We start from the raw sequence: 17,939 nt of genomic DNA on the forward strand, positions 1-17,939 counted from the left end.
GCTACGTCGCGTCCTGGGGCCGTCCCCGCCCGGCGCGGTCCTTCTGGAGCTGGGCGTTGATGCGCTGCGCCTCGGTCAAGCCCGCCGGATTCCGTTCCGGGCTGCGCGTGGTGCTGGTACACGTAACCCGGCTCCGACGTCCTGGCAGACGTCCGCCGCCCGCATTGCAATCGCGGTGGGGGTCGCCGGCGAAGGTCGTGTATGAGGCGGGTACGGGCCCGGCACCGCGGGTGGGCCGCCGGGCGGCGCGCGCGAGCGTGGGTGTCGGCCGGCGCCGGCTGCCTGGGCGCGATGGTGGCCGCGCAGGTGCTGTCGGGGTGCGGCCCGAGCCGGTCCGGCTGACGAGCGTCGTCGTGGTGCTGCGGCGTCGAGCTGATGGAGACGCTGGCGTTCGCGGCGGTCTTCGAGCCGCCCGACCGGCCGGTGGCCGTGGCGGGCGGGGCGGCGATGGGCGCGTTCACCGTCCTGGCGTGGAGGCGCCGATGGCCGAGGTGATCGTCGTCGGCGGCGGGGTCGGCGGGATGGTCGCCGCGCTGCTGCTGGCGCGCGGCGGCCACGATGTCGCGCTGCACGAGCGGCTGGACCGGCTCGGCGGGAAGCTCGCCGAGCGCGACGGGTTCGCCTTCTCGCTGGGGCCGTCGCTGCTGACCCTGCCGGGCGTCTTCCGCGAGCTGGGCGTCCGGCGCGAGCTGGCGGAGCTGGACGAGCTGTGCCGCTACCGCTTCGCCGACGGGTCCGAGCTGCGCGGACGTTCTCGGCCATCCGCTGCGCGCCCGCCACCACGTCCAGCCGCGATCCGTCGTGGAAGGACAGCCGGTAGAACGGGTCCAGGCGGCGGACACGACGTCGCGGCCCCGCGCGGCGAGATGGACCGCCGCCGACAGCCCGGACAGGCCGGCCCCGATCACGACGACCGGCCCGCTCGCCGCCATCAGCGGCCGCCGCGCGGACCGCGCCAACGATGTCGGGAGTGCACTCTTCCTCCATCATTGTCCGAAAGGTTCTGCACCGTTCTTCGGAACCGGGCGGCCGATCGGTTGCGCGGCGCGCGGCGGCGCGGCCACAATCGCCCCCCGGATCAGCGCATGGCCGCGGACTGGGACGCGGAGACCCGCTCGTCCATCGAGCGGTGCCCCGGTGTCTCGAGCATGGCCTGGTCCCGCGTCTCCTCCATGCGGAGGGCGATGCCCATGGCGAAGAAGGTCGGGGCCCATTCGCCGACGAAGATGCCCCAGCGGTCGGCGCGTTCCAGGCCCGCGTCCTCCAATTGCTTGGACGCGGCCCAAGAGGCGAACGACAGGCCGATCGAGACGAGGCCCGCCGTGTACATGAGATTGGACTTGATGCCCATCTTGTGCAGTGAGTTGATCATTTCTCCCCCTTGATCGGTCCGCCCGTACCCCTCTCTGACCTGCACAAGCGCTCCTGTGCTGGATTTTGCCCGCCACGCACGTGCCGATGGCGGCGACGCCGGGCGCCCCGCCGGACCGGGCGATGACCAGGCCGTTCGCGGTGACTATCCGCATCCGGGGGCGGGTACCGCGATGCGCATGGGAGACAAGGACGAGGAGGCGGCGGCCGAGTTCGGCGAGGCCGTGAACATGACGGCCGGGGAACTGGAGCGGTGGCTGGACACCGAGGAGTCGCGGTCGAGCGGCCAGAAGGACGGCGGCGGGGAGTCGACGGGGCACGCGTCCGGGCGCCGGATCGTCGAGCTGCTCCGCAAGAAGAAGGCGGACCTGAGCGCGGACGACTATGCGCACATGCGGAAGGTGACCGGGTACGTCCACCGGCACCTCGCCCAGCGTCCGTCCGGGGACGTCACCGAGACCAAGTGGCGCTACTCGCTGATGAACTGGGGCCACGACCCGCTCAAGTGAGGCCGAAACTGCAACCGGCGTCTGGAGTTCCGGCGAAGACCTGGCAGGTCGTAGGCTCGGCGGGACGAAGGGGAGCGGGCACATGGGCGGGCCGGCGGAGCGGGAGGCGGGCCTCGGCGTCGGCGCGGTCGCGCAGCGCCTCGGGGTGGCGCCGTCCACCCTGCGGACCTGGGACCGCCGGTACGGCATCGGCCCGAGTGGGCGCAGCCCGGGCGGTCACCGCCGCTACACGTCCGCGGACCTGGCGCGGCTGGAGGTCATGCAGCGGCGCATCCTCGCCGGGGCGCCGCCGGGCGAGGCCGCCCGCGTCGCGCTGGGCACGCCGCCGGGCGCGCCGCCGCCGCCCCGCGCGCACGGCGCCGGCGGCAACCGCGTGCCCGTGACCTACCCAGGAGGGGACGAGGGGCGGGCCGCGGCGGTGCGGGGCCTGGCCCGGGCGGCGATGGCGCTGGACCGTCCCGCGATGGCCGGCACCGTGCGGGCCGCGCTGCGCCGGGACGGGGTCGTGCGGGCATGGGACGGCCTCATCGCGCCCGTGCTGGTCGGCATCGGACGCAAGCACGAGGCGACGGGCGACTGCGTGGAGGCCGAGCACCTGCTGTCCACGGTCCTGCTCGGGTGCCTGGCGGAGACCGCGCCGCCGCTCCGGCCGCGCAACGCCCGCCCCGTGCTGCTCGCCTGCGCGCCGGAGGAGCAGCACAGCCTGCCGGTGCACGCGCTGGCCGCCGCGCTGGCCGAGGCGGGCGTGGACGCGCTGGTCCTGGGAGCGCGCGTGCCGCCCCCGGCGCTGGCCGCCGCGATCCGGCGCACCGGGCCGAACGCCGTCTTCGTGTGGTCGCAGACCGCCGAGACCGGCGATCCCGCGTGGCTGGCGGCGCTGCCCGCCTCGCGTCCGCCGTACCGGCTGGCGGTCGGCGGACCCGGCTGGGAACGCGACCGGCTTCCGGCGCACGCCGCGCCGGTGGCGGCCCTCCAGGACGCCGTCACCGAACTGACGTCCGCCCTCGGAACCGGAACTCGTCCTTGATGTCGGGCTCGTTCCCTTTGCGGTGTCCTGCCGACGGCTTCACCTCGCCTTAACTATGAACAAGTTTTGAAGCGATTTTGCCGGGCACCGGGTCCGCATGACCCTGGAACAGCGGCTCGCCCAAGGCGACGAGGCGGCACTGAGCGAGTGCTACGCCGCACTCGGCCCCCTCGTCCGCCGCCACGCGGGAAGGCTCGTGCCCGCCCACGCCGTGGACGACGTGGTGCAGGTGGTCTTCCTGGAGGTCTGGCGGTCACGCGCACGCTTCGACCCGGCCCGCGGCCTGGAGCCGTGGATCCTGGCCATCGCCCGCAGGCGGGCCATCGACCAGCTGCGGGCAGAGGCGCGGCACAGCCGCCGCTCGGCGCCGCTGGACGACACCGTCGGCGTGCCCGACGCCACCTCGGCCGTGGACGCCGCGTGCGACGTCCGCAGGGCATTGGCCGGGCTGCCGCCCGCGCAGCGGCAGGCGATCGTCCTCGCCCACTACGGGCAGCTGACCCAGCGGGAGATCGCCGACCGGCTCGCGGTGCCGCTCGGCACCGTCAAGGCGCGCACCGCCCGCGGGCTGCGCAGGCTGAAGGACCTGCTGTGACCCCGCCCAGGCCGCCGCCCGCCCCGCCGCCCGGGGAGCCGCCGCGTCCTCGGCTCGCGGTGTCCGACCTCGCCTACCTGGCTCAGCAGACCTACCTCGACCCCTATCCGGCCGATCTCCTCCTCCGCCACCGCATCTGAGCCCGCGCCCGCATCGCCGGGGCCCGCGTCCGCATCGCCGGGGCCGCGGCCGGGCATGCTGGGGGTGATCGGCGGAGAGGAGCCGGGATGAGCCTGACGATGAGCGCGGCCGAGCGGGAGGCGTTTCTCGCCGGCCCGCACGTGGGCATCTTGAGCGTGGCGGACGACGCGGGCCGGGCGCCGCTGGCGATGCCCGTCTGGTACGCCTACGAGCCGGGTGGCGAGATCACCTTCATCACCGGCCGGGACAGCCGCAAGATGGCCCTGATCCGGGCGGCGGGGCGGGTGAGCCTGGTGGCCCAGGAGGCCGCGCTGCCCTACCGGTACGTCTCGGTGGAGGGACCGGTCGTCGGGTTCGAGGACCCGGCCCGTCCCGAGGACCGCCGCGCGATGGCCGAGCGCTACCTCGGCGCCGAGGGCGGTGCCGAGTACCTGGAGGCCACGAAGGACGCCGCCGACACGATGGTCCTGACGCGGGTGCGTCCGAAGCGCTGGTACACCCGCGACTACACCAAGCAGCCCCGCTGACGGTCCTGGTGGCCTGAACGCCAAGCGAGATCGGGCCGGCCTTCGCCCGAGTAAGGCAGTGCTAGGAAACGGCCAGGGGGCGGTTAAGAGTCTGACAGCGGCCCGGCCGGCGGCCGCGGGCGCCTCGTACAGCCCGTTCGAGAGCGCACGCATCCGATCAGCTGGAGGTTTCCCATGCGCAAATCCGTCGCCGCCGCCATCGCCGCCAGCGGGCTGGCCATCGGCGGAGCGGGCGTGATGATCGCGGGTCAGGGGCCGGCCGCCGGCACCGGCTCCGGCGACTCGGTCCAGGCCGGGACGGTCGCGGGCGAGAAGTCGCTGCAGCGGAACGACCGGGGCGGCACGCGGCAGTCGCCGGCGGCGCCGAAGGTGACGAACGCCGCGCAGGCCGCCGACCTGGTGCTGCGCAAGGCCGGGGGCGGCCGGGTCACCGGCGTCAAGCTGACCGAGGAGAACGGCCGGGCCGTCTGGAAGGTCACCTACCTCGTCGGGTCCGGACGGCGCGGCGCGCAGGTCGATGCCCTGACCCAGGCCGTCCGCAAGGCCGCGCCCGATCCGAGCGCCACCGGCCCGGGCGGTACGGCGGCCGGCGGCGTCCAGTGCGACGACGACGATGACGACGAAGCCGATGACGATGACGACGCCGACGACGACGATGACGATGACGACGACGACGGCGACCGGCGCGGCGTCGAGCCCAGCAAGTGACCGGGGTCATCGTGGATCTGGTAGACCGCATCGTTCGCATCGTGTACGTGCCAGGCACGGGGCTTCTCGCCTCGGACGTCTACGGACGCGTCCACCTGCTCGACGCTGACTTCAAGGTCGTCAGATCGTCGCCTTTCGTGCGTCAGGGCCGGCCGCTGTACGGACTGGAGGTCGCCGGCGGATGGGTCATCGGAAAGGACCGGATGGGGGCCGTGTTCCGGTGGTCCCTGGAGACGCTGGAACTGGTGGACCGCCTCGACCCGGCCACCGTCTGCGACCCGTCGATGCTCATCCCGAACGAGCGGCCCTCCCCGATGAGCTCTCGGGGGATCTGCGCATGGGACGGACGGGTCTTCGTGACCAGCGGCTACCACCACCAGATGCTCGTGGTGGATCTGCACACCTTCGAAGTGCTCGACATCCGCCCCAACATCTGCGGCGACAGCCCGATGGAATGGGCGTGCACCGACCATCCGACCCGGCACGCCGTGTCCGACAAGAAGGGGAACCTGCGCTTCGGCTCGTTCGCCGACGGCGAGTTCCCGGAGTCGGTGAAACTGGACGACGGCAACATCCACCGGGTCCGCTACGACGCCCGGCACGACCGCTTCTGGGCCACCCAGGACTTCGGCGCCGGAGAGAACGCCGACATCGCCAACGGGATCGTCGTCGTCGGCATGTCCGGGGAGAAGGCCGGCGAGTGCCTCTTCGCCCGCGACGACGTCGAGTTCGTCGGCTTCTCCCCCGACCACCTGCGCGCCTACGCGGGCGGCTTCGACGGTGAGCTGCACATCTTCGACAACTCCGGTCCGCAGCTGCGGATCGTCCGCACGGTGACCGGCTTCCCGCACCAGCTGTCCGATCTGACCGTGAGCCCGGACGGTGACGTCTACGTGCTGTGCCAGGACGGAGAGATCGTCCGCCTGGACGCCGAGGGGGAGTTCCGGGGCGCGGCGGGCTTCCGGCGGCAGGCCGTGTGGGACGTCCAGCCGGCGCCGGACGATCCCCGCACGCTCTACTGCGCCACCGACACCGGCGTGGCGGTCGTCGCCGTCCGGGACTCGGCGGCGGGGCCGATGCTGCGCGTGGAGGCCGAGCACGCGACCGGCTTCGGGTTCACCCGCCGAGTGGCGCCCCTGCCGGACGGATGGCTGGGCATCACGCGCGACCGACGGGTCTTCCGCGCGGGCCGCGACGGCGTCCTCCGGTGGAGCGGTGAGCTGCCCGCCCTGCCGCACACGATCGCCGCCTCGCCGGACGGGACGCGGGCGCTGGCCGCGACCAACGCGGGCGCCGTCGAGCTGGACGCCGCCGACGGGCGGCGGCTGGAGGCGTTCGATGTGGACGGCCTCCCGGTGTGGGCCGCGACCTACCTCCCGGACGGCGACCGGCTCCTGGTCACCCGCAACGGCGTGATCGTCCTGCTGGACGCGGCGGACGGCGGCGTGCGGTGGCGGTTCGACCAGGGCGAGTACCCCAAGCGCCTGTGGTTCCAGGACGGGCGGGCCTTCATCACCGGGGACGGAGGCGTGAAGGAGGTGGTGGTCGGCCAGGGCGTGGTGTGCCGGTGGTCGAAGCTGCTGTCCAACACCGTCGAGAACGCCGCCGTGGACGACGACCTGGTCTGCGCCGGCTCCTACGGGATGCAGCTGGCGGGCTACGACCGGGAGACCGGGGAACTCCTCGGGCTGCTGGAGGAACTGCCCGACTACCCGAAGGCGCTGTCGATGGTCCACGACGCCGCCGGCGTCCCGTACCTGCTGGTGGGCTGCCGCACCGGGCTGCTGTCGCTGTACCGGCTCGACCGGCGGCGCGGGAAGCTGCGCTTCCGCAAGCTGCGCGACCACTGGCTGCCCCGGCGGCCGGCCGCGTTCACCCTCGTCCACCACGACCACGCCGCCGCCGGACGGACCGCCGTGGCGGACGGGGAGGCGGCATGCGTCCGATAGACCTCCGGCCGGGTCCCGCCGGCCACCGGGCCCCCGTCACCCATGTGGCCTTCCGGGCGGACGGCGGACGGCTCGCGAGCTGCTCCTATGACGGGACCGTGCTGGTGTGGGACACCGGCGACCCGTCCCGCCCGGTGCCGCTGGCCCGGCTCCGCCACCGGCGCCTGGTCAACGGCGCGGCGTGGAACCCGGCCGACCCGGCCGTGCTGGCGACGGCGTCGGCGGACAAGACGGCGGCCGTGTGGCGGATCCCCGAGCGCGGCCCGCACAGCCTCGTGACCGTGCTGGCCCGGCACACCGACGACGTCAACGCCGTGGCCTGGATGCCGGACGGGCGCCGCCTGGCGTGCGTCTCCGAGGACGGCCGGGCGACGCTGTGGGACACCCGCACCGGCGCGCTGATCGCCGAGATCGGCGGCCACGCCGCGCACTGCATGACGGTCGCGGTCAGCCGCGACGGGCTGGTCGCCACGGTGGGCGAGGACGGGATGGTCGCGGTCGGCGAGCCGGGGAGCCCGGCCTCCGCCGAGGTCCTGCACTACGCGACGTCGGTCGAGGGCTGCGCCTGGTCGCACTCCGGGAAGGTCCTCGCCGTGGCCCGCGACGACGGCGTGGTCGACCTGCTGACCCCGCGGCTGGAATGCCTGCGCACGGTCCGGGTCTCGACGTCGGCGGCGCGCGGCGTCGCCTGGCTGGACGACGACTCCTCGTTCGTGGTGGGCGCCTACGACGGCTCGCTGCACCATTTCGACGTCACGGGGGAGCCGATCCGCCGGATGCGCGATCCCAGGATGTGGCCGAGGTCGGTGGCGGTGTCGCAGGGGGTGGTCGCGGCCGGGAGCTTCTGGGACGGCCCGCACCTGCTCGACGCCGCGACGGGGCGGGAGATCGCCGGCCCGAGCGGGCCGGGGCACGGCCCGAACGCGCTCGCGGTGCTCGGCCGCGAACTCCTCATCGGCTGCGACTCGGGCGCCGTCGTCGCCGTCGGCGCGGACGACGCCAACGGCTCGCGCGGCGGCCGCCCGCCCGTCCGCGCGCTGGACATGTCGGACAGCCCCGTCCTGTCCCTCGCCGCGCGGGACGGGACCGTGTACTGCGGGACCTACGCCGGGCAGGTGGTGCGCCGCGGCGGCGGATCGCGTGAGACGACCGATTCGCTGGGTGCTCCGGTGTCGTCGCTCTGCCTGGCCGGGAACGACCTGGTCGCCGGAACCTACAACGGCGACCTGATCACGCTGGACCCCCGGACGCTCCGCACAACGGGCCGGGGCGTCCCGCACGCGGGATCGGTGAAGTCGCTCGCGCCGCTCGGCGGCGAAGGTCGGTTCCTGTCCGCTTCGACCGACCGGCGGGTGGCGGCCGGGCCCCTGCACGACCGGGTCACGCTCTGGCAGCACGGCAACCTCGTCAACGCCGTGGCCTGCCTGGACGGCCGGGTCGTCGCGTCCGCGTCGCGCGACCACACCGTCAAGGTCGGCCTGCTGGCACCCGAGGAGTGCACGCCCGCGGTGGAGCGGGCGCAGACCCTCATCGGCGCAGACGAGTCGGTGAAGTGCGTGGGCCTGCTCGGCACCCCGGCGGCCCCGGTCGTCCTCGCGGGCTCCTACGACTTCGGCCTCTACTGCTGGGAGGTGGACTGGGACGACGGCGCGGGCACGCTGGCCTCCGGCCGCCTCGTGACCGAGTTCCGCCAGGGCGTGTCGTGCATGGCCCGGCTGGACGGGCGGCGCATGGCGGTGGCCGGCTGGGACGGGCGGGTGCTGATCGTGGGCCCCGGCCGGGACGGTGCGGTCCGCGAACTGGCGGCCTGGGACATCGGTGAACTCGTCGAGCGGTCCGGCACGCGTCCGGCGGGGCACGCCCCGGTTCCCGACCCGCAGGAGGCGCGGACATGAACCCCGTGGACACGGCGGCGTCGCCGCACTTCGAAGAGCACGCCGACCTCACCGATCCCGAGCTGCTCCGGCTCCCGCACGGTGCCGCCGCCCGGCTGCGCGGCGCCGACCCGGCGGACCTGGCCGTCACCGTCGAGGACCCGGCCGCCCCGCTCGCCGTGCGCCTCGCGGCGGGCGGGCTGCTGGCCCACCTCGGCGACCCCCGCATCACACCGGTGCCCGCCACCTGCGCGGTCCCGGGCGGCAGCGTCCGCATCGGGCTGCCGCCGGGCGACGTCGAAGCGGTCGCCGCCGCGTGGGCGCATGTGGGGGTGGAGGCCGAGTGGATCGCCAAGGAGACCCCGGAGCACGTCGTCGAACTGGCCGGCTACCAGATCGCCGCCTACCCGGTCACCAACGCCGAGTACCGCGACTTCCTGGACGACACCGGCCGCCCCGAGCGGCCGTCCACCTGGTACCTGGGCGCCTACCCCTACGACCGCGCCAACCACCCGGTGGCAGGGGTCCGGCCCGAGGACGCCGACGCCTACGCCGCCTGGCTGTCGGAACGCACCGGCCGGGCGTGGCGGCTGCCCACCGAGGCCGAATGGGAGTACGCGGCGAAAGGCCCGCGAGGACTGGAGTTCCCCTGGGGGGACCGGTTCGACCCGGCCGCCGCCAACACCAGGGAGACCGGCGTCCACACCACCACGCCGGTGGGTGCGTTCCCCGCCGGACGCTCCCCGTTCGGCGCCTACGACATGGGCGGCAACGTCGAGGAGTACGTCGCCGACGACTACCGCCCCTACCCCGGAGGCCCCTACGTCGCCGACGACCTCGCCGCGTCCCGCGGGCGCTACCGGGTGGCGCGCGGCGGCGGCTTCGCCCGCTTCGGCGACCTCGCCCGCACCCGGCGCAGGCACGGCGGCTTCCCCAGCCCGCTCTACCCGATCGGCTTCCGGCTCGCCGCCGGCACACCGAAGGCAGGTTCCCCATGACCGCCCCGACCGTCCCCGACGACCTGTGGAAGCGGCTGACTAGCACCGTCGGCCTGGTCAGCGTCCGCTGCGGCGCCATCACGAACGTGATGGCGGCCGAGTGGTCCTACTTCGTCAACAAGGCCCCGCTGTACGCCGCCGTGGTGCTCGGCCCGCGCGCCGCGACCGGCGCGCTGATCGCCGAGGCCGGGGAGTTCGCCCTGACGCTCTGCAGTGAGGACCAGGCCGAACTGGCCGACTTCGCCGGCGCCTTCTCCGTCGCCGACGTCGACAAGACCGGCAGCGAGCTGATCGAGTTCGGCGCGCCCCGGGCCATCGGGTCGCCGTGGGTGGCCGGCGGGCTGCTCGCGGCCGAGTGCGTCGTCCGCGAGACCGTCCGCTTCCCCGGGCACACCATGTACGCGGGCGAGGTCGTCGCGGCGCACCTGCCGGAGGGTTCGCCCCGCCCCCTGGTCAAGCACGGGGCGATGTACGGGCTCGGCGAACCGGTGCGGCGCGCCGCGGTCGCCGCCACCGCGCAGCTGCTGCCCGGCGGGGTGCTGCGGGTCGCCGCCACCGGACCCGCCGGCGACGGCGACGCGCGCTGGCGGATCGGCCTGGTGAGCGAGGACGGCGCGGTCGAACCGCTGGGCGAGCACGCCTCGACGGCGCACGGCGACGTCCTCGTCGACCTGCCGGTCCCGTCCCGCCCGGCCCTGGAGCGGCCGGCCGGCCGGCGGGTGGTGGTCGAGCGGGACGGCGCCAAGCCCGGATACGCGCGCATCACCCGCCCGTCCCGGAGCCCGCGGTGAACCGGCCCGCCCGCGAGCTGCCCGCGTCCCCGCTGCGGGTGGCGTCCGTCCAGGCCGAGGCGGTGCCCGGCGACGTGGCGGGCAACGCGCGCCGTGCGGCGGCGCTGGCGGCGCACGCCGCCCGCCGGGGCGCGCAAGTGATCGTCTTCCCGGAGCTGCACCTGTGCGGGTACGACCTGGAGACCATCGCCTCCGCGCCGGACCGCGCCGAGCTGCCCGCCGACGCCGGCGGGCGGATCGCCGACGGCCGGCTGGGCCCGCTCGCCGCCGCGGCGGCCGACCACGGCGTGACGGTCCTGGCCGGCGCCGCGGTACGCCGCGCGGACGGCGCCCGCGCCAATTCGGTGCTGGCGTTCGACCCGGCCGGCGCGGCCACCGCCGTGTACGACAAGCAGCACCTGTGGCACGCCGGGGAACGCGGCCTGTTCGCCCCCGGCGCCTCCGGGACGGTCCTGGACGCCGGCGGCTGGAGGCTGGGACTCGGGATCTGCTACGACATGTCCTTCCCCGAGCACGGCCGGGCCGCGGCCCTGGCCGGGGCCGACGCCTACGTGTGCCCGTCCGCCTACGCCGCCGGGAACGAGTACCGCGCGGCCGTCTACCTGGCCGCCCGCGCGCTGGAGAACACCGTCTACGCGTTCTTCGTCAACGCCGTCGGAGGGCCCCGGCGGCGCCCGTGCGGCGGAGGCACCGCCGTCTACGGGCCGGACGGCGCCGCGGCCGCCCGTGCCGCCGGCGCGGGGGAGGAGGTCGTCCTGGCCGACCTCGATCCCCGGGTGCTCGGCCAGGTGCGCGCGTACCTCCACATGCTGGACGAATGCCGAACCTCGCCCGTCGCACCCGCCGTACCCGACTGTGACGCGGTCCGGGTACCGGACCGGCCCGCCCCGCGAAGGATGCCGTGCGATGACCCGACGACTGCTGCTCAGCTACCTGTCGCTGACCCTGGTGGTGCTCCTCGGACTTGAGATCACGCTCGGCACCGTGTTCGCGCGCCGGCAGTCGTCCGACTTCTCCGCCTCGGTCCAGCGGGACGCGGTCATGGTGGCGGAGCTGATCGAGGAGGAGCTGAGCGCGGGGAACGCGGCCGGCGTGGCCGAGATCGTCAAGCACTACACCGACTGCATGGGCGGCCGGGTCGTGGTCTTCGACCGCGGCGGCCGGATCGTCACCGACTCCGCGGCGGGCCGTCCCGCCGTCCCCGCCGCGGCCGCCCGCAACGGGCCCCGCGGGGCGGACGGCGAGCGGCAGGTCGGCCGCGCGGTGTCCGAGGCGCTGCGCAACCGCCCCTCCGCCGGGACGATCCGCGACCGCGCCGGGGGAGGGGAGCTGATGTCGGCCGCCCAGCCCGTGACCGTGGCGTCCAAGGTGCGGGGAGCGGTGTGGCTCACCTCGGCGACCGAGAACACCCGCACCAGGATCCGGATCGCCTGGATCGCCCTGGCCTGCATCGGCGTCGGCGTGCTCCTGGTCGTGACCGTGGTCGCCTTCGCGCTGGCGCGCTGGATCATCCGGCCGCTGAACGCCCTGGAGCAGGCCACCGAGCAGCTGGCCGGCGGTTCCCTCACCGACCCTCCCGCCGCCGACCTGGGGCCGCCGGAGCTGCGCCGCCTGGCCACGTCCTTCAACCGCACCGCCACCCGGCTGCAGCACCTCCTGCGCGCCCAGCGCGCGTTCGCGGCCGAGGCGTCGCACCAGCTCAAGAGCCCGCTCACCGCGCTGCGGCTCCGGCTGGAGACCCTCGAATTCGACCTCGCGCCGCGGGCGCGCGGCACCCTCGACGCGGCCATCGCCGAGATCGACAGGCTCAGCGACATGGTCCGCGGCCTGCTCGCCCTGGCCCGCCTGGAGGACTCGGCCACCGTCCCCGAACCGGTCGACCTCGACGACGTCCTGCGGGACCGCGCCGCGACCTGGGCGCCCCTCGCCGCGGAGCAGTCCGTGACGATCGCCGTCACCGGACCGCCGGCCGGGCGGGTCCAGGCCGTGCCGGACGCGCTGGAGCAGATCGTCGACAACCTCCTCGCCAACGCCCTGCAGATCGCGCCGCCCGGCAGCACCATCACGCTGCGGACCGAGACCCGCCCGCGATCCGGCGCGCCGGGCGACGACGGGACCGTCGGCCTCCACGTCATCGACGAGGGGCCCGGGATGAAGGAGGAGCACCGCCGCCGGGCCTTCGACCGGTTCTGGCGGGCGCCGGACGCGACCCACGAGGGCTCCGGGCTCGGCCTGGCCATCGTGCAGCGGCTCGTCCACGTGAGCGGGGGCGACATCACCCTGGAAGAGGCGCCCGGGGGCGGCCTCGACGCCGTCGTCCGGCTCCGCCCCGCCGCGGACCCGCCGGTCGCCCGGCGCTTCGCCGCCCAGCCGGCGGTCCAGGCGTGACCGGACGCCCGCTCAGCCCTCCGGCGCCTCGACGAGCCGGAACCCCACCCCGCGCAGCGTCTCGATGCGGCCGGGGTCGCCGAGCTTGCGCCGCAGCCCCGCGATGTGGACGTCCAGCGTCTTGGACAGCCCGAAGAAGTCCGGACCCCACACCGAACTGAGGATCCGCTGCCGCGGGCACACCGCGCCCGGATCCTCCGCCAGCAGCACCAGGAGGTCGAACTCCTTCGGCGTCAGCGTCACGGCCTTCCCGGCGACCCGGACCTGCCGGGTGCGCCGGTCGATCCGCAGATCGCCGACCGTCTGCGGCGACTCCTCCGCGGCCGCCGCGCCCGCGCGCTCCCGCCCCCTGGTGCGCCGGCCCACCGCGCGCATCCGGGCGACCAGCTCGCGCAGGCTGAACGGCTTCGCCAGGTAGTCGTCGGCGCCGAGTTCGAGCCCGACGACCCGGTCCGTCTCCGTCCCGCGCGCCGTGAGCATGATGATCGGCACGTCGGAGACCTCCCGCAGGCGCCGGCACACGTCGATGCCGTCCATGTCGGGCAGCCCCAGATCGAGCAGCACCATCTCGCCGTGCGCGGCGTCCAGCGCGGCCGCTCCCGTGCCGACCCGCTCCACCGTGAACCCGTACCGCACCAGGCCGTCCGCCAGCGGTTCGGCGATGGACGCGTCGTCCTCGACGAGCAGCACCCGCATGCCGTGACCCCTTTCCCGCTCGGCCGTGCGACGCGCCGTGCCCGGACGCGCCGCGGCTTCCGCAGGGCAGTACGCACGGCACCGGCCGCGGCGGCGGGCGCCCGCCATGATCATCGCCGGCGGGCGCCGGTTCTCCGCTCGTTACGGGAGCTGCAGCGGGAAGGCCGCCGCGCGGGCGTAGAGCTTGTACAGCTTGAACGGGCCCGCGAAGGACAGCCCGCAGGCGTTGTCGAGCATCTTGGTCGCGTTCTGCTCGCTCAGCGTCGTGCCGCGCGCTCCCGGATGGTCGATCTGGCCGCCCATGAACACCGCCATCTTGCCCAGCATGTGGTCGCGCTGCTCGGTCGTCATCTCGTGCCAGGAATGGCAGGTCATCGCGGCGAGCCTCGCGTCGTTCAGCTCACTGCTCTCCGGGTGGTCGTGGTCGCCGGCGGGCGCCGTCCTGGTCGCGGCCTTGGCGGTCGTCGCCTTGGGGGTCGTGAACCAGGGGCACGGCCCGCCGGGCTTCAGGTTGGCCATGCAGGTGAGCAGCTCGATCTCGTTGCCCAGGTTGCCGAACCCGAAGCTGAGGAACGGCGCCTTGCCGTTCAGGCAGTCCGGCAGGTCGGCGGGCGAGGTGGTCACGGTCCCGTTGCCGTACCAGCAGTTGCCGGTGTTGCCGGGGAAGGCGTCCCACCAGAAGTCCAGGCCGTTTCCGGTCATGCGGTTGCCGTAGAACTGGTTGCGGTGCGAGGTGGACAGCTTGAACGGGTCGCAGCCCGTCATGGGCTCGTCGGCGCAGACGAACGCGTCCGGGACGGCGAACAGCATGGCCCCGCGCCGCCAGTTGTCGCGGAAGGTGTTGTTCCGGATGACGTTGTCGTCGCCGCCGGCGATCCACATCCCCGTCCCCACCGGGACGGGAACGGTCGGCACCACGTCGCTGTCCGCCAGGTAGGGGTTGAAGTTGTTGGAGAAGAAGTCGTTGTTCTCGATGAGGTCGCCCTGCTGCGGGAAACCGGGGTGCCCGGCGGCGGTGAACACGTCGGTGGTGAAGCCGAGGGCGTTGTCGTAGAAGTTGTTGTGGTGCACCCAGGTGGCGCTGCCGTCGGTGCCCGAGTAGCCGCTGGCGTTGTGGTGCGAGTCGCAGTAGCGGATCTCCTGGCTGTAGCGCGCCGTGGGGTAGACCTTCTCGTCGCGTCCGGCCCCGGTCTTCGCGCCCGACCCGGGATACAGCCCGGAGTCGCCGTTGCCTGCCGCCTCGCAGTTCTGGATCAGTCCGTGGTCCTCGACGAAGGTGAGCACGCCGTACTCGCCCGCGTAGAAGGTCTTGAAGGCGTCCAGCAGGTACCCGTTGCTCTCCAGCACGTAGATGTCGTGCTCCTCGGCGTGCCGGACGGTCAGGTTCCGCAGCACGAACCCGTCGGCCCGGTCGGCGCGGATGCCGACGTCCTTCGCCGAGTTGCGCGGGCCGCCGTTGCCGGACGACGGGTCACCGGCGTCCACGACCACGTCGTCGGCGCTCACGCCCGACCCTTCGAGCTGGAGGTTGCAGCGCACGCACGGGCCCCGGTTGGGGATGCCGTGCCGGTCGACGAGCGGCGGGTCCGGGTCCTGGCCGGGGCCGGGGGCCCGGCCGAGCACGGCGATCAGGTTGGCGTCGTTCTGGCACATGTACTCGCCGAGGTAGGAGTACGCGCCCGTGCTCAGCTTGTACTTGTCGCACGCGGGGTCGTGGGTCGGCTTCTGGCGCGCCGTGGGCTCGGTGTAGAGGCCCGGCATCACCACGACCCGGTCGTTGTTCCGCGAGTCGGTCACCGCGGGCTGGATCTCGTCGTACCGGCACCGGTCGAACAGCGCCCGGTTGATCTGCCTGAGGCTCCGCGCCTCGGCGGCGCTGAGCGTCCGGTGGTCGTGCGGGCGGACGTCGTAGCCCGACTTCAGCGCCCGCTTGATGGAGGCGTCCAGCCGCTCCAGCGAATCGGGCCGGCACACGACGCGGGTCGTGCTCCCGGGGACGTCCTCGACGGCGGAGGCCAGGCTCCGCGGCGTCGGCACCTTCCCGCCCGCGCACGGGTCGACGGAGCAGTCGGGGCCGGGGGACGGCCAGTACGACGGCCGCTCGATGTGCGCCAGCGCCGCCGGCGCCATGCCGAGGACCAACACCGCCGCGGCCGCCGCAGGCAGCCACGACCTTCTGAGAAACCGCGGGCCCATGCGGTACTCCCTCGCTCAGCGTTCCATGCCGATCCCCCGAACGCTTGCTCGGTACGTATGGAACCACGATCTTCAAATCCGAGGAAGTCTCACAACCAGACTGTTATCGATCTTCACGGCGGAGCCCGCGGTGCCGGGGGCGGTCATGGCGCGCCGGATCCGGTGATCCTCGCCTGGACGCCGGCGACCAGGTCCGCCGCGTGCGGACCGGCGGCGTAGCGCGCCGCCTCGATGCCGTCGGCGGCCGCGGCGAGCGGGTCGGGGTTGGTGGCGCGGTGCAGTGCGAGCCAGACCCAGCGGTGTTCGCCGTCGTGGAGCTGGGAGCGGCGGGCGCGCCGGTGCGCGTCGGGGGTCAGTTCACGGGCCGCGATGCTGGCGGTGATGTCGGGATCGTCGCCGAGGCCCGCGTAGCGGGCGGCCTGCGCGGCGGCCCACCAGGCCAGGTCCCGCAGAGCGGATTCGGGCAGCCCGGCCAGCGCGTGGGGGCCGAGCGGGTCGCCGGGCCTGGGACGGCTGGGGAGCAGCGGCGGCAGGTCCGGCACGATCCGGAAGGCGACGTCGGCGGCCTCGATGCGGGCGAGGTGCTCGGCGGTGATGCCGTGGCCGGTGAAACGCTGGACCGCCGTCAGGCCCATCATCGTCTTGCCCCGGTGGAAGTCGGCGAAGTCGAGACCGGCGAGCACCGCGTCGAGCCGGGGCGGCGCGTCCAGGGGGCCGAAGGGTTCCTCCGACAGCAGCACTTCGCCGTGCTCGGCGAACGACAACCGGGTCAGCGCGTTGACGTTCCAGTACATGCTCGCGGCCCGCCCGCCGGACGACGCGCGGGTCAGCACGGGCCCGGTGGAGCCCTGCCAGCCGTTGTACTCCACGGCGAGCACGGCGCCGCCGATGTCCAGCACCGCCACCCAGGGATCGATCGACTCCCGGTCCAGCATGTCCTCGGCGATGGCCCGCAGAGACTCCGGCCGGGCGGGGTCCGCGCCGAAGGCGCGCAGCACGCCGGCCGCGTCCGCCCCGGTCACCACCGTCACCGTCGCGGCCTCCGACAGGGAGCTGCGGCGCACCCACCGGTAGGCGCTCTCCGGCGGCTCGGGACGCACCGGCTCCGGCTCGCCGCGCAGCCGGTGGCCGAGCCGGTCGGTACGGGCGTGCACGATCTCGGGCGCGGCGGGCGCCTCCCACACCACCAGCTCGTAGGACTCGGTTCCGTCTTCGTCGTCCCGGCCGCGGGCGTGCACCCGCAGCCGGTACTCGCCCGGCCACGGCGGGGTGACCCGGCGCAGCTGCGGCTCGACCGGCCGGGCGCCGACCACCGAGGCGCCGCCGGCGGCCGCCCGCCAGCTGACCTCGACGACCTCGTCCCAGCCCTCGGCGACCTCCGGCGGCGGACTGTCCGACACCTGCAGCACCACCCGGACGTTCCCGGTCTCGACGCCGGTGCGGATCACCGCGCCGCCCGCGACGACCGCGACCAGCCCGTTGCCGCTGAAGCCGACGTCCGGGATGTCGCCGTCCTCCAGGAGCGCGAACCGGTGCCCCGACACCTGGACCGCCCCGGCGCACCCCAGCGGCAGCAGGTATTCCTCCCGCGCCTTGGCGAGCACTGCGGCGGCGTAGCCGGGCGGCATCGGCGCCTCCCGCAGAAGCAGCGCCGCAGTGCCGATCGCGACGCCGATCACCCCCGGAGGTTCGAGGGCCCAGGGCCGGACGCCCGCCCGGTGCAGGACGGCGGCGGCGGTGGACACGGCCAGCGCGAGCCGCGCCGCGCCGTGCGCCGCTGCCGCCTCCCGCTCGTCGGTGACCTCCGGGGACACCTCCAGCAGGGCGGCCACCCGCGGGTGGACGGCCAGCCGCCGGGCCAGCGCGGCGACCAGCGGCACCGCGCCCGGCCGGACCCGGTCCAGCACGGCCGCCCCGTGGACCGCCTCGCTCGTCCCGGCGACGGTCGCCATGCCGAAGCCGCCGGTGAGCGGCTCCCCGAGGAGCCCGGTCAAGTCGGGGGCGCCGGCCAGGTCCAGTTCCGGGACGGTCAGCTCCAGCGCGCCGAGCAGGCGTTCGACCAGCAGGGGCGGCAGCGAGCCGAGCGCGTCCAGCACCGGCGAGTCGCCGGCCCCGGGCCGGCCCGCGATGTGGAACCGGGGCCCGCCATGGGGCCCGCCATGGGGCCCG

General features: G+C 74.6%; 16 protein-coding genes and 2 pseudogenes. 13 read left to right on the forward strand and 5 right to left on the reverse strand.

The window, feature by feature from the left end:
* Positions 1–521: 521 nt before the first annotated feature.
* Positions 522–689, forward strand: a pseudogene (locus tag ACIWVC_RS07065) (NAD(P)-binding protein); the annotation flags it as partial.
* 150 nt (positions 690–839) lie between these two features.
* On the opposite strand, the pseudogene ACIWVC_RS07070 reads toward ACIWVC_RS07065, so the two are convergent.
* Together ACIWVC_RS07070 and ACIWVC_RS07075 are read right to left on the reverse strand one after the other, a co-directional pair.
* Positions 840–932: pseudogene (locus ACIWVC_RS07070) on the reverse strand (FAD-dependent oxidoreductase); the annotation flags it as partial.
* A 146-nt stretch (positions 933–1,078) separates the two neighbouring features.
* The gene (locus ACIWVC_RS07075; RefSeq protein WP_396446527.1) at positions 1,079–1,372 is read right to left on the reverse strand and encodes a hypothetical protein; all 294 of its coding nucleotides are present in this window, start codon (positions 1,370–1,372) and stop codon (positions 1,079–1,081) included.
* A 178-nt stretch (positions 1,373–1,550) separates the two neighbouring features.
* Between ACIWVC_RS07075 and ACIWVC_RS07080 the strand changes: the two genes are divergently transcribed.
* The 12 genes from ACIWVC_RS07080 (at position 1,551) to ACIWVC_RS07135 (ending at position 12,878) form a co-directional block, all read left to right on the forward strand.
* The gene (locus tag ACIWVC_RS07080; RefSeq protein ID WP_396446526.1) at positions 1,551–1,880 is read left to right on the forward strand and encodes a DUF3140 domain-containing protein; all 330 of its coding nucleotides are present in this window, start codon (positions 1,551–1,553) and stop codon (positions 1,878–1,880) included.
* Between the two features lie 82 nt (positions 1,881–1,962).
* Complete coding sequence (locus ACIWVC_RS07085; RefSeq protein WP_396446525.1) at positions 1,963–2,907, forward strand: MerR family transcriptional regulator; 945 nt, start codon at positions 1,963–1,965, stop codon at positions 2,905–2,907.
* A gap of 97 nt (positions 2,908–3,004) precedes the next feature.
* On the forward strand, positions 3,005–3,502 hold the full coding sequence (locus ACIWVC_RS07090) for an RNA polymerase sigma factor (protein WP_396446524.1): 498 nt from the start codon (positions 3,005–3,007) through the stop codon (positions 3,500–3,502).
* The gene (locus ACIWVC_RS07095; protein WP_396446523.1) at positions 3,499–3,642 is read left to right on the forward strand and encodes a hypothetical protein; all 144 of its coding nucleotides are present in this window, start codon (positions 3,499–3,501) and stop codon (positions 3,640–3,642) included. Before ACIWVC_RS07090 ends, ACIWVC_RS07095 begins: the two co-directional genes overlap by 4 nt.
* A gap of 87 nt (positions 3,643–3,729) precedes the next feature.
* Positions 3,730–4,170: a pyridoxamine 5'-phosphate oxidase family protein gene (locus ACIWVC_RS07100; protein ID WP_396446522.1), complete on the forward strand. Its 441-nt coding sequence runs from the start codon at positions 3,730–3,732 to the stop codon at positions 4,168–4,170.
* Between the two features lie 174 nt (positions 4,171–4,344).
* Entirely contained in the window at positions 4,345–4,878 is a 534-nt protein-coding gene (locus ACIWVC_RS07105; RefSeq protein ID WP_396446521.1) for a PepSY domain-containing protein, read from the forward strand.
* Positions 4,879–4,919: 41 nt separating this feature from the next.
* The gene (locus ACIWVC_RS07110) at positions 4,920–6,827 is read left to right on the forward strand and encodes a WD40 repeat domain-containing protein (RefSeq protein ID WP_396446520.1); all 1,908 of its coding nucleotides are present in this window, start codon (positions 4,920–4,922) and stop codon (positions 6,825–6,827) included.
* Positions 6,815–8,722: a WD40 repeat domain-containing protein gene (locus tag ACIWVC_RS07115; protein ID WP_396446519.1), complete on the forward strand. Its 1,908-nt coding sequence runs from the start codon at positions 6,815–6,817 to the stop codon at positions 8,720–8,722. The genes ACIWVC_RS07110 and ACIWVC_RS07115 overlap by 13 nt, the downstream gene beginning before the upstream one ends.
* Positions 8,719–9,699, forward strand: coding sequence for a formylglycine-generating enzyme family protein (locus ACIWVC_RS07120; RefSeq protein WP_396446518.1), 981 nt, complete (start codon positions 8,719–8,721; stop codon positions 9,697–9,699). Before ACIWVC_RS07115 ends, ACIWVC_RS07120 begins: the two co-directional genes overlap by 4 nt.
* A complete protein-coding gene (locus ACIWVC_RS07125; protein ID WP_396446517.1) occupies positions 9,696–10,490 on the forward strand; it encodes a flavin reductase family protein in 795 nt (264 codons plus the stop codon). The genes ACIWVC_RS07120 and ACIWVC_RS07125 overlap by 4 nt, the downstream gene beginning before the upstream one ends.
* The gene (locus tag ACIWVC_RS07130) at positions 10,487–11,458 is read left to right on the forward strand and encodes a carbon-nitrogen hydrolase family protein (protein WP_396446515.1); all 972 of its coding nucleotides are present in this window, start codon (positions 10,487–10,489) and stop codon (positions 11,456–11,458) included. The genes ACIWVC_RS07125 and ACIWVC_RS07130 overlap by 4 nt, the downstream gene beginning before the upstream one ends.
* On the forward strand, positions 11,397–12,878 hold the full coding sequence (locus ACIWVC_RS07135) for an ATP-binding protein (protein ID WP_396446514.1): 1,482 nt from the start codon (positions 11,397–11,399) through the stop codon (positions 12,876–12,878). Before ACIWVC_RS07130 ends, ACIWVC_RS07135 begins: the two co-directional genes overlap by 62 nt.
* Before the next feature lie 12 nt (positions 12,879–12,890).
* Here the strand turns inward: ACIWVC_RS07135 and ACIWVC_RS07140 are convergent, their stop codons facing one another.
* The 3 genes from ACIWVC_RS07140 to ACIWVC_RS07150 all read right to left on the reverse strand — a co-directional run.
* The gene (locus ACIWVC_RS07140) at positions 12,891–13,574 is read right to left on the reverse strand and encodes a response regulator transcription factor (protein ID WP_396446513.1); all 684 of its coding nucleotides are present in this window, start codon (positions 13,572–13,574) and stop codon (positions 12,891–12,893) included.
* A 141-nt stretch (positions 13,575–13,715) separates the two neighbouring features.
* The gene (locus ACIWVC_RS07145) at positions 13,716–15,770 is read right to left on the reverse strand and encodes a right-handed parallel beta-helix repeat-containing protein (RefSeq protein WP_396446512.1); all 2,055 of its coding nucleotides are present in this window, start codon (positions 15,768–15,770) and stop codon (positions 13,716–13,718) included.
* A 143-nt stretch (positions 15,771–15,913) separates the two neighbouring features.
* On the reverse strand, positions 15,914–17,939 hold a 2,026-nt coding region (locus ACIWVC_RS07150; protein WP_396453929.1), incomplete at its 5' end, for a DUF6461 domain-containing protein.

The sequence above is a fragment of the Actinomadura sp. genome (genome assembly GCF_044508335.1).
Lineage (GTDB): Bacteria > Actinomycetota > Actinomycetes > Streptosporangiales > Streptosporangiaceae > Spirillospora.

Bases quoted from the DNA above. Each gene is read 5' to 3' on its own strand.
- ACIWVC_RS07075 (WP_396446527.1), bottom strand. From the start codon at position 1,372: ATGATCAACTCACTGCACAAGATGGGCATCAAGTCCAATCTCATGTAC.
- ACIWVC_RS07080 (WP_396446526.1), top strand. From the start codon at position 1,551: ATGGGAGACAAGGACGAGGAGGCGGCGGCCGAGTTCGGCGAGGCCGTG.
- ACIWVC_RS07085 (WP_396446525.1), top strand. From the start codon at position 1,963: ATGGGCGGGCCGGCGGAGCGGGAGGCGGGCCTCGGCGTCGGCGCGGTC.
- ACIWVC_RS07090 (WP_396446524.1), top strand. From the start codon at position 3,005: ATGACCCTGGAACAGCGGCTCGCCCAAGGCGACGAGGCGGCACTGAGC.
- ACIWVC_RS07100 (WP_396446522.1), top strand. From the start codon at position 3,730: ATGAGCCTGACGATGAGCGCGGCCGAGCGGGAGGCGTTTCTCGCCGGC.
- ACIWVC_RS07105 (WP_396446521.1), top strand. From the start codon at position 4,345: ATGCGCAAATCCGTCGCCGCCGCCATCGCCGCCAGCGGGCTGGCCATC.
- ACIWVC_RS07115 (WP_396446519.1), top strand. From the start codon at position 6,815: ATGCGTCCGATAGACCTCCGGCCGGGTCCCGCCGGCCACCGGGCCCCC.
- ACIWVC_RS07120 (WP_396446518.1), top strand. From the start codon at position 8,719: ATGAACCCCGTGGACACGGCGGCGTCGCCGCACTTCGAAGAGCACGCC.
- ACIWVC_RS07125 (WP_396446517.1), top strand. From the start codon at position 9,696: ATGACCGCCCCGACCGTCCCCGACGACCTGTGGAAGCGGCTGACTAGC.
- ACIWVC_RS07135 (WP_396446514.1), top strand. From the start codon at position 11,397: ATGACCCGACGACTGCTGCTCAGCTACCTGTCGCTGACCCTGGTGGTG.
- ACIWVC_RS07140 (WP_396446513.1), bottom strand. From the start codon at position 13,574: ATGCGGGTGCTGCTCGTCGAGGACGACGCGTCCATCGCCGAACCGCTG.
- ACIWVC_RS07145 (WP_396446512.1), bottom strand. From the start codon at position 15,770: ATGGGCCCGCGGTTTCTCAGAAGGTCGTGGCTGCCTGCGGCGGCCGCG.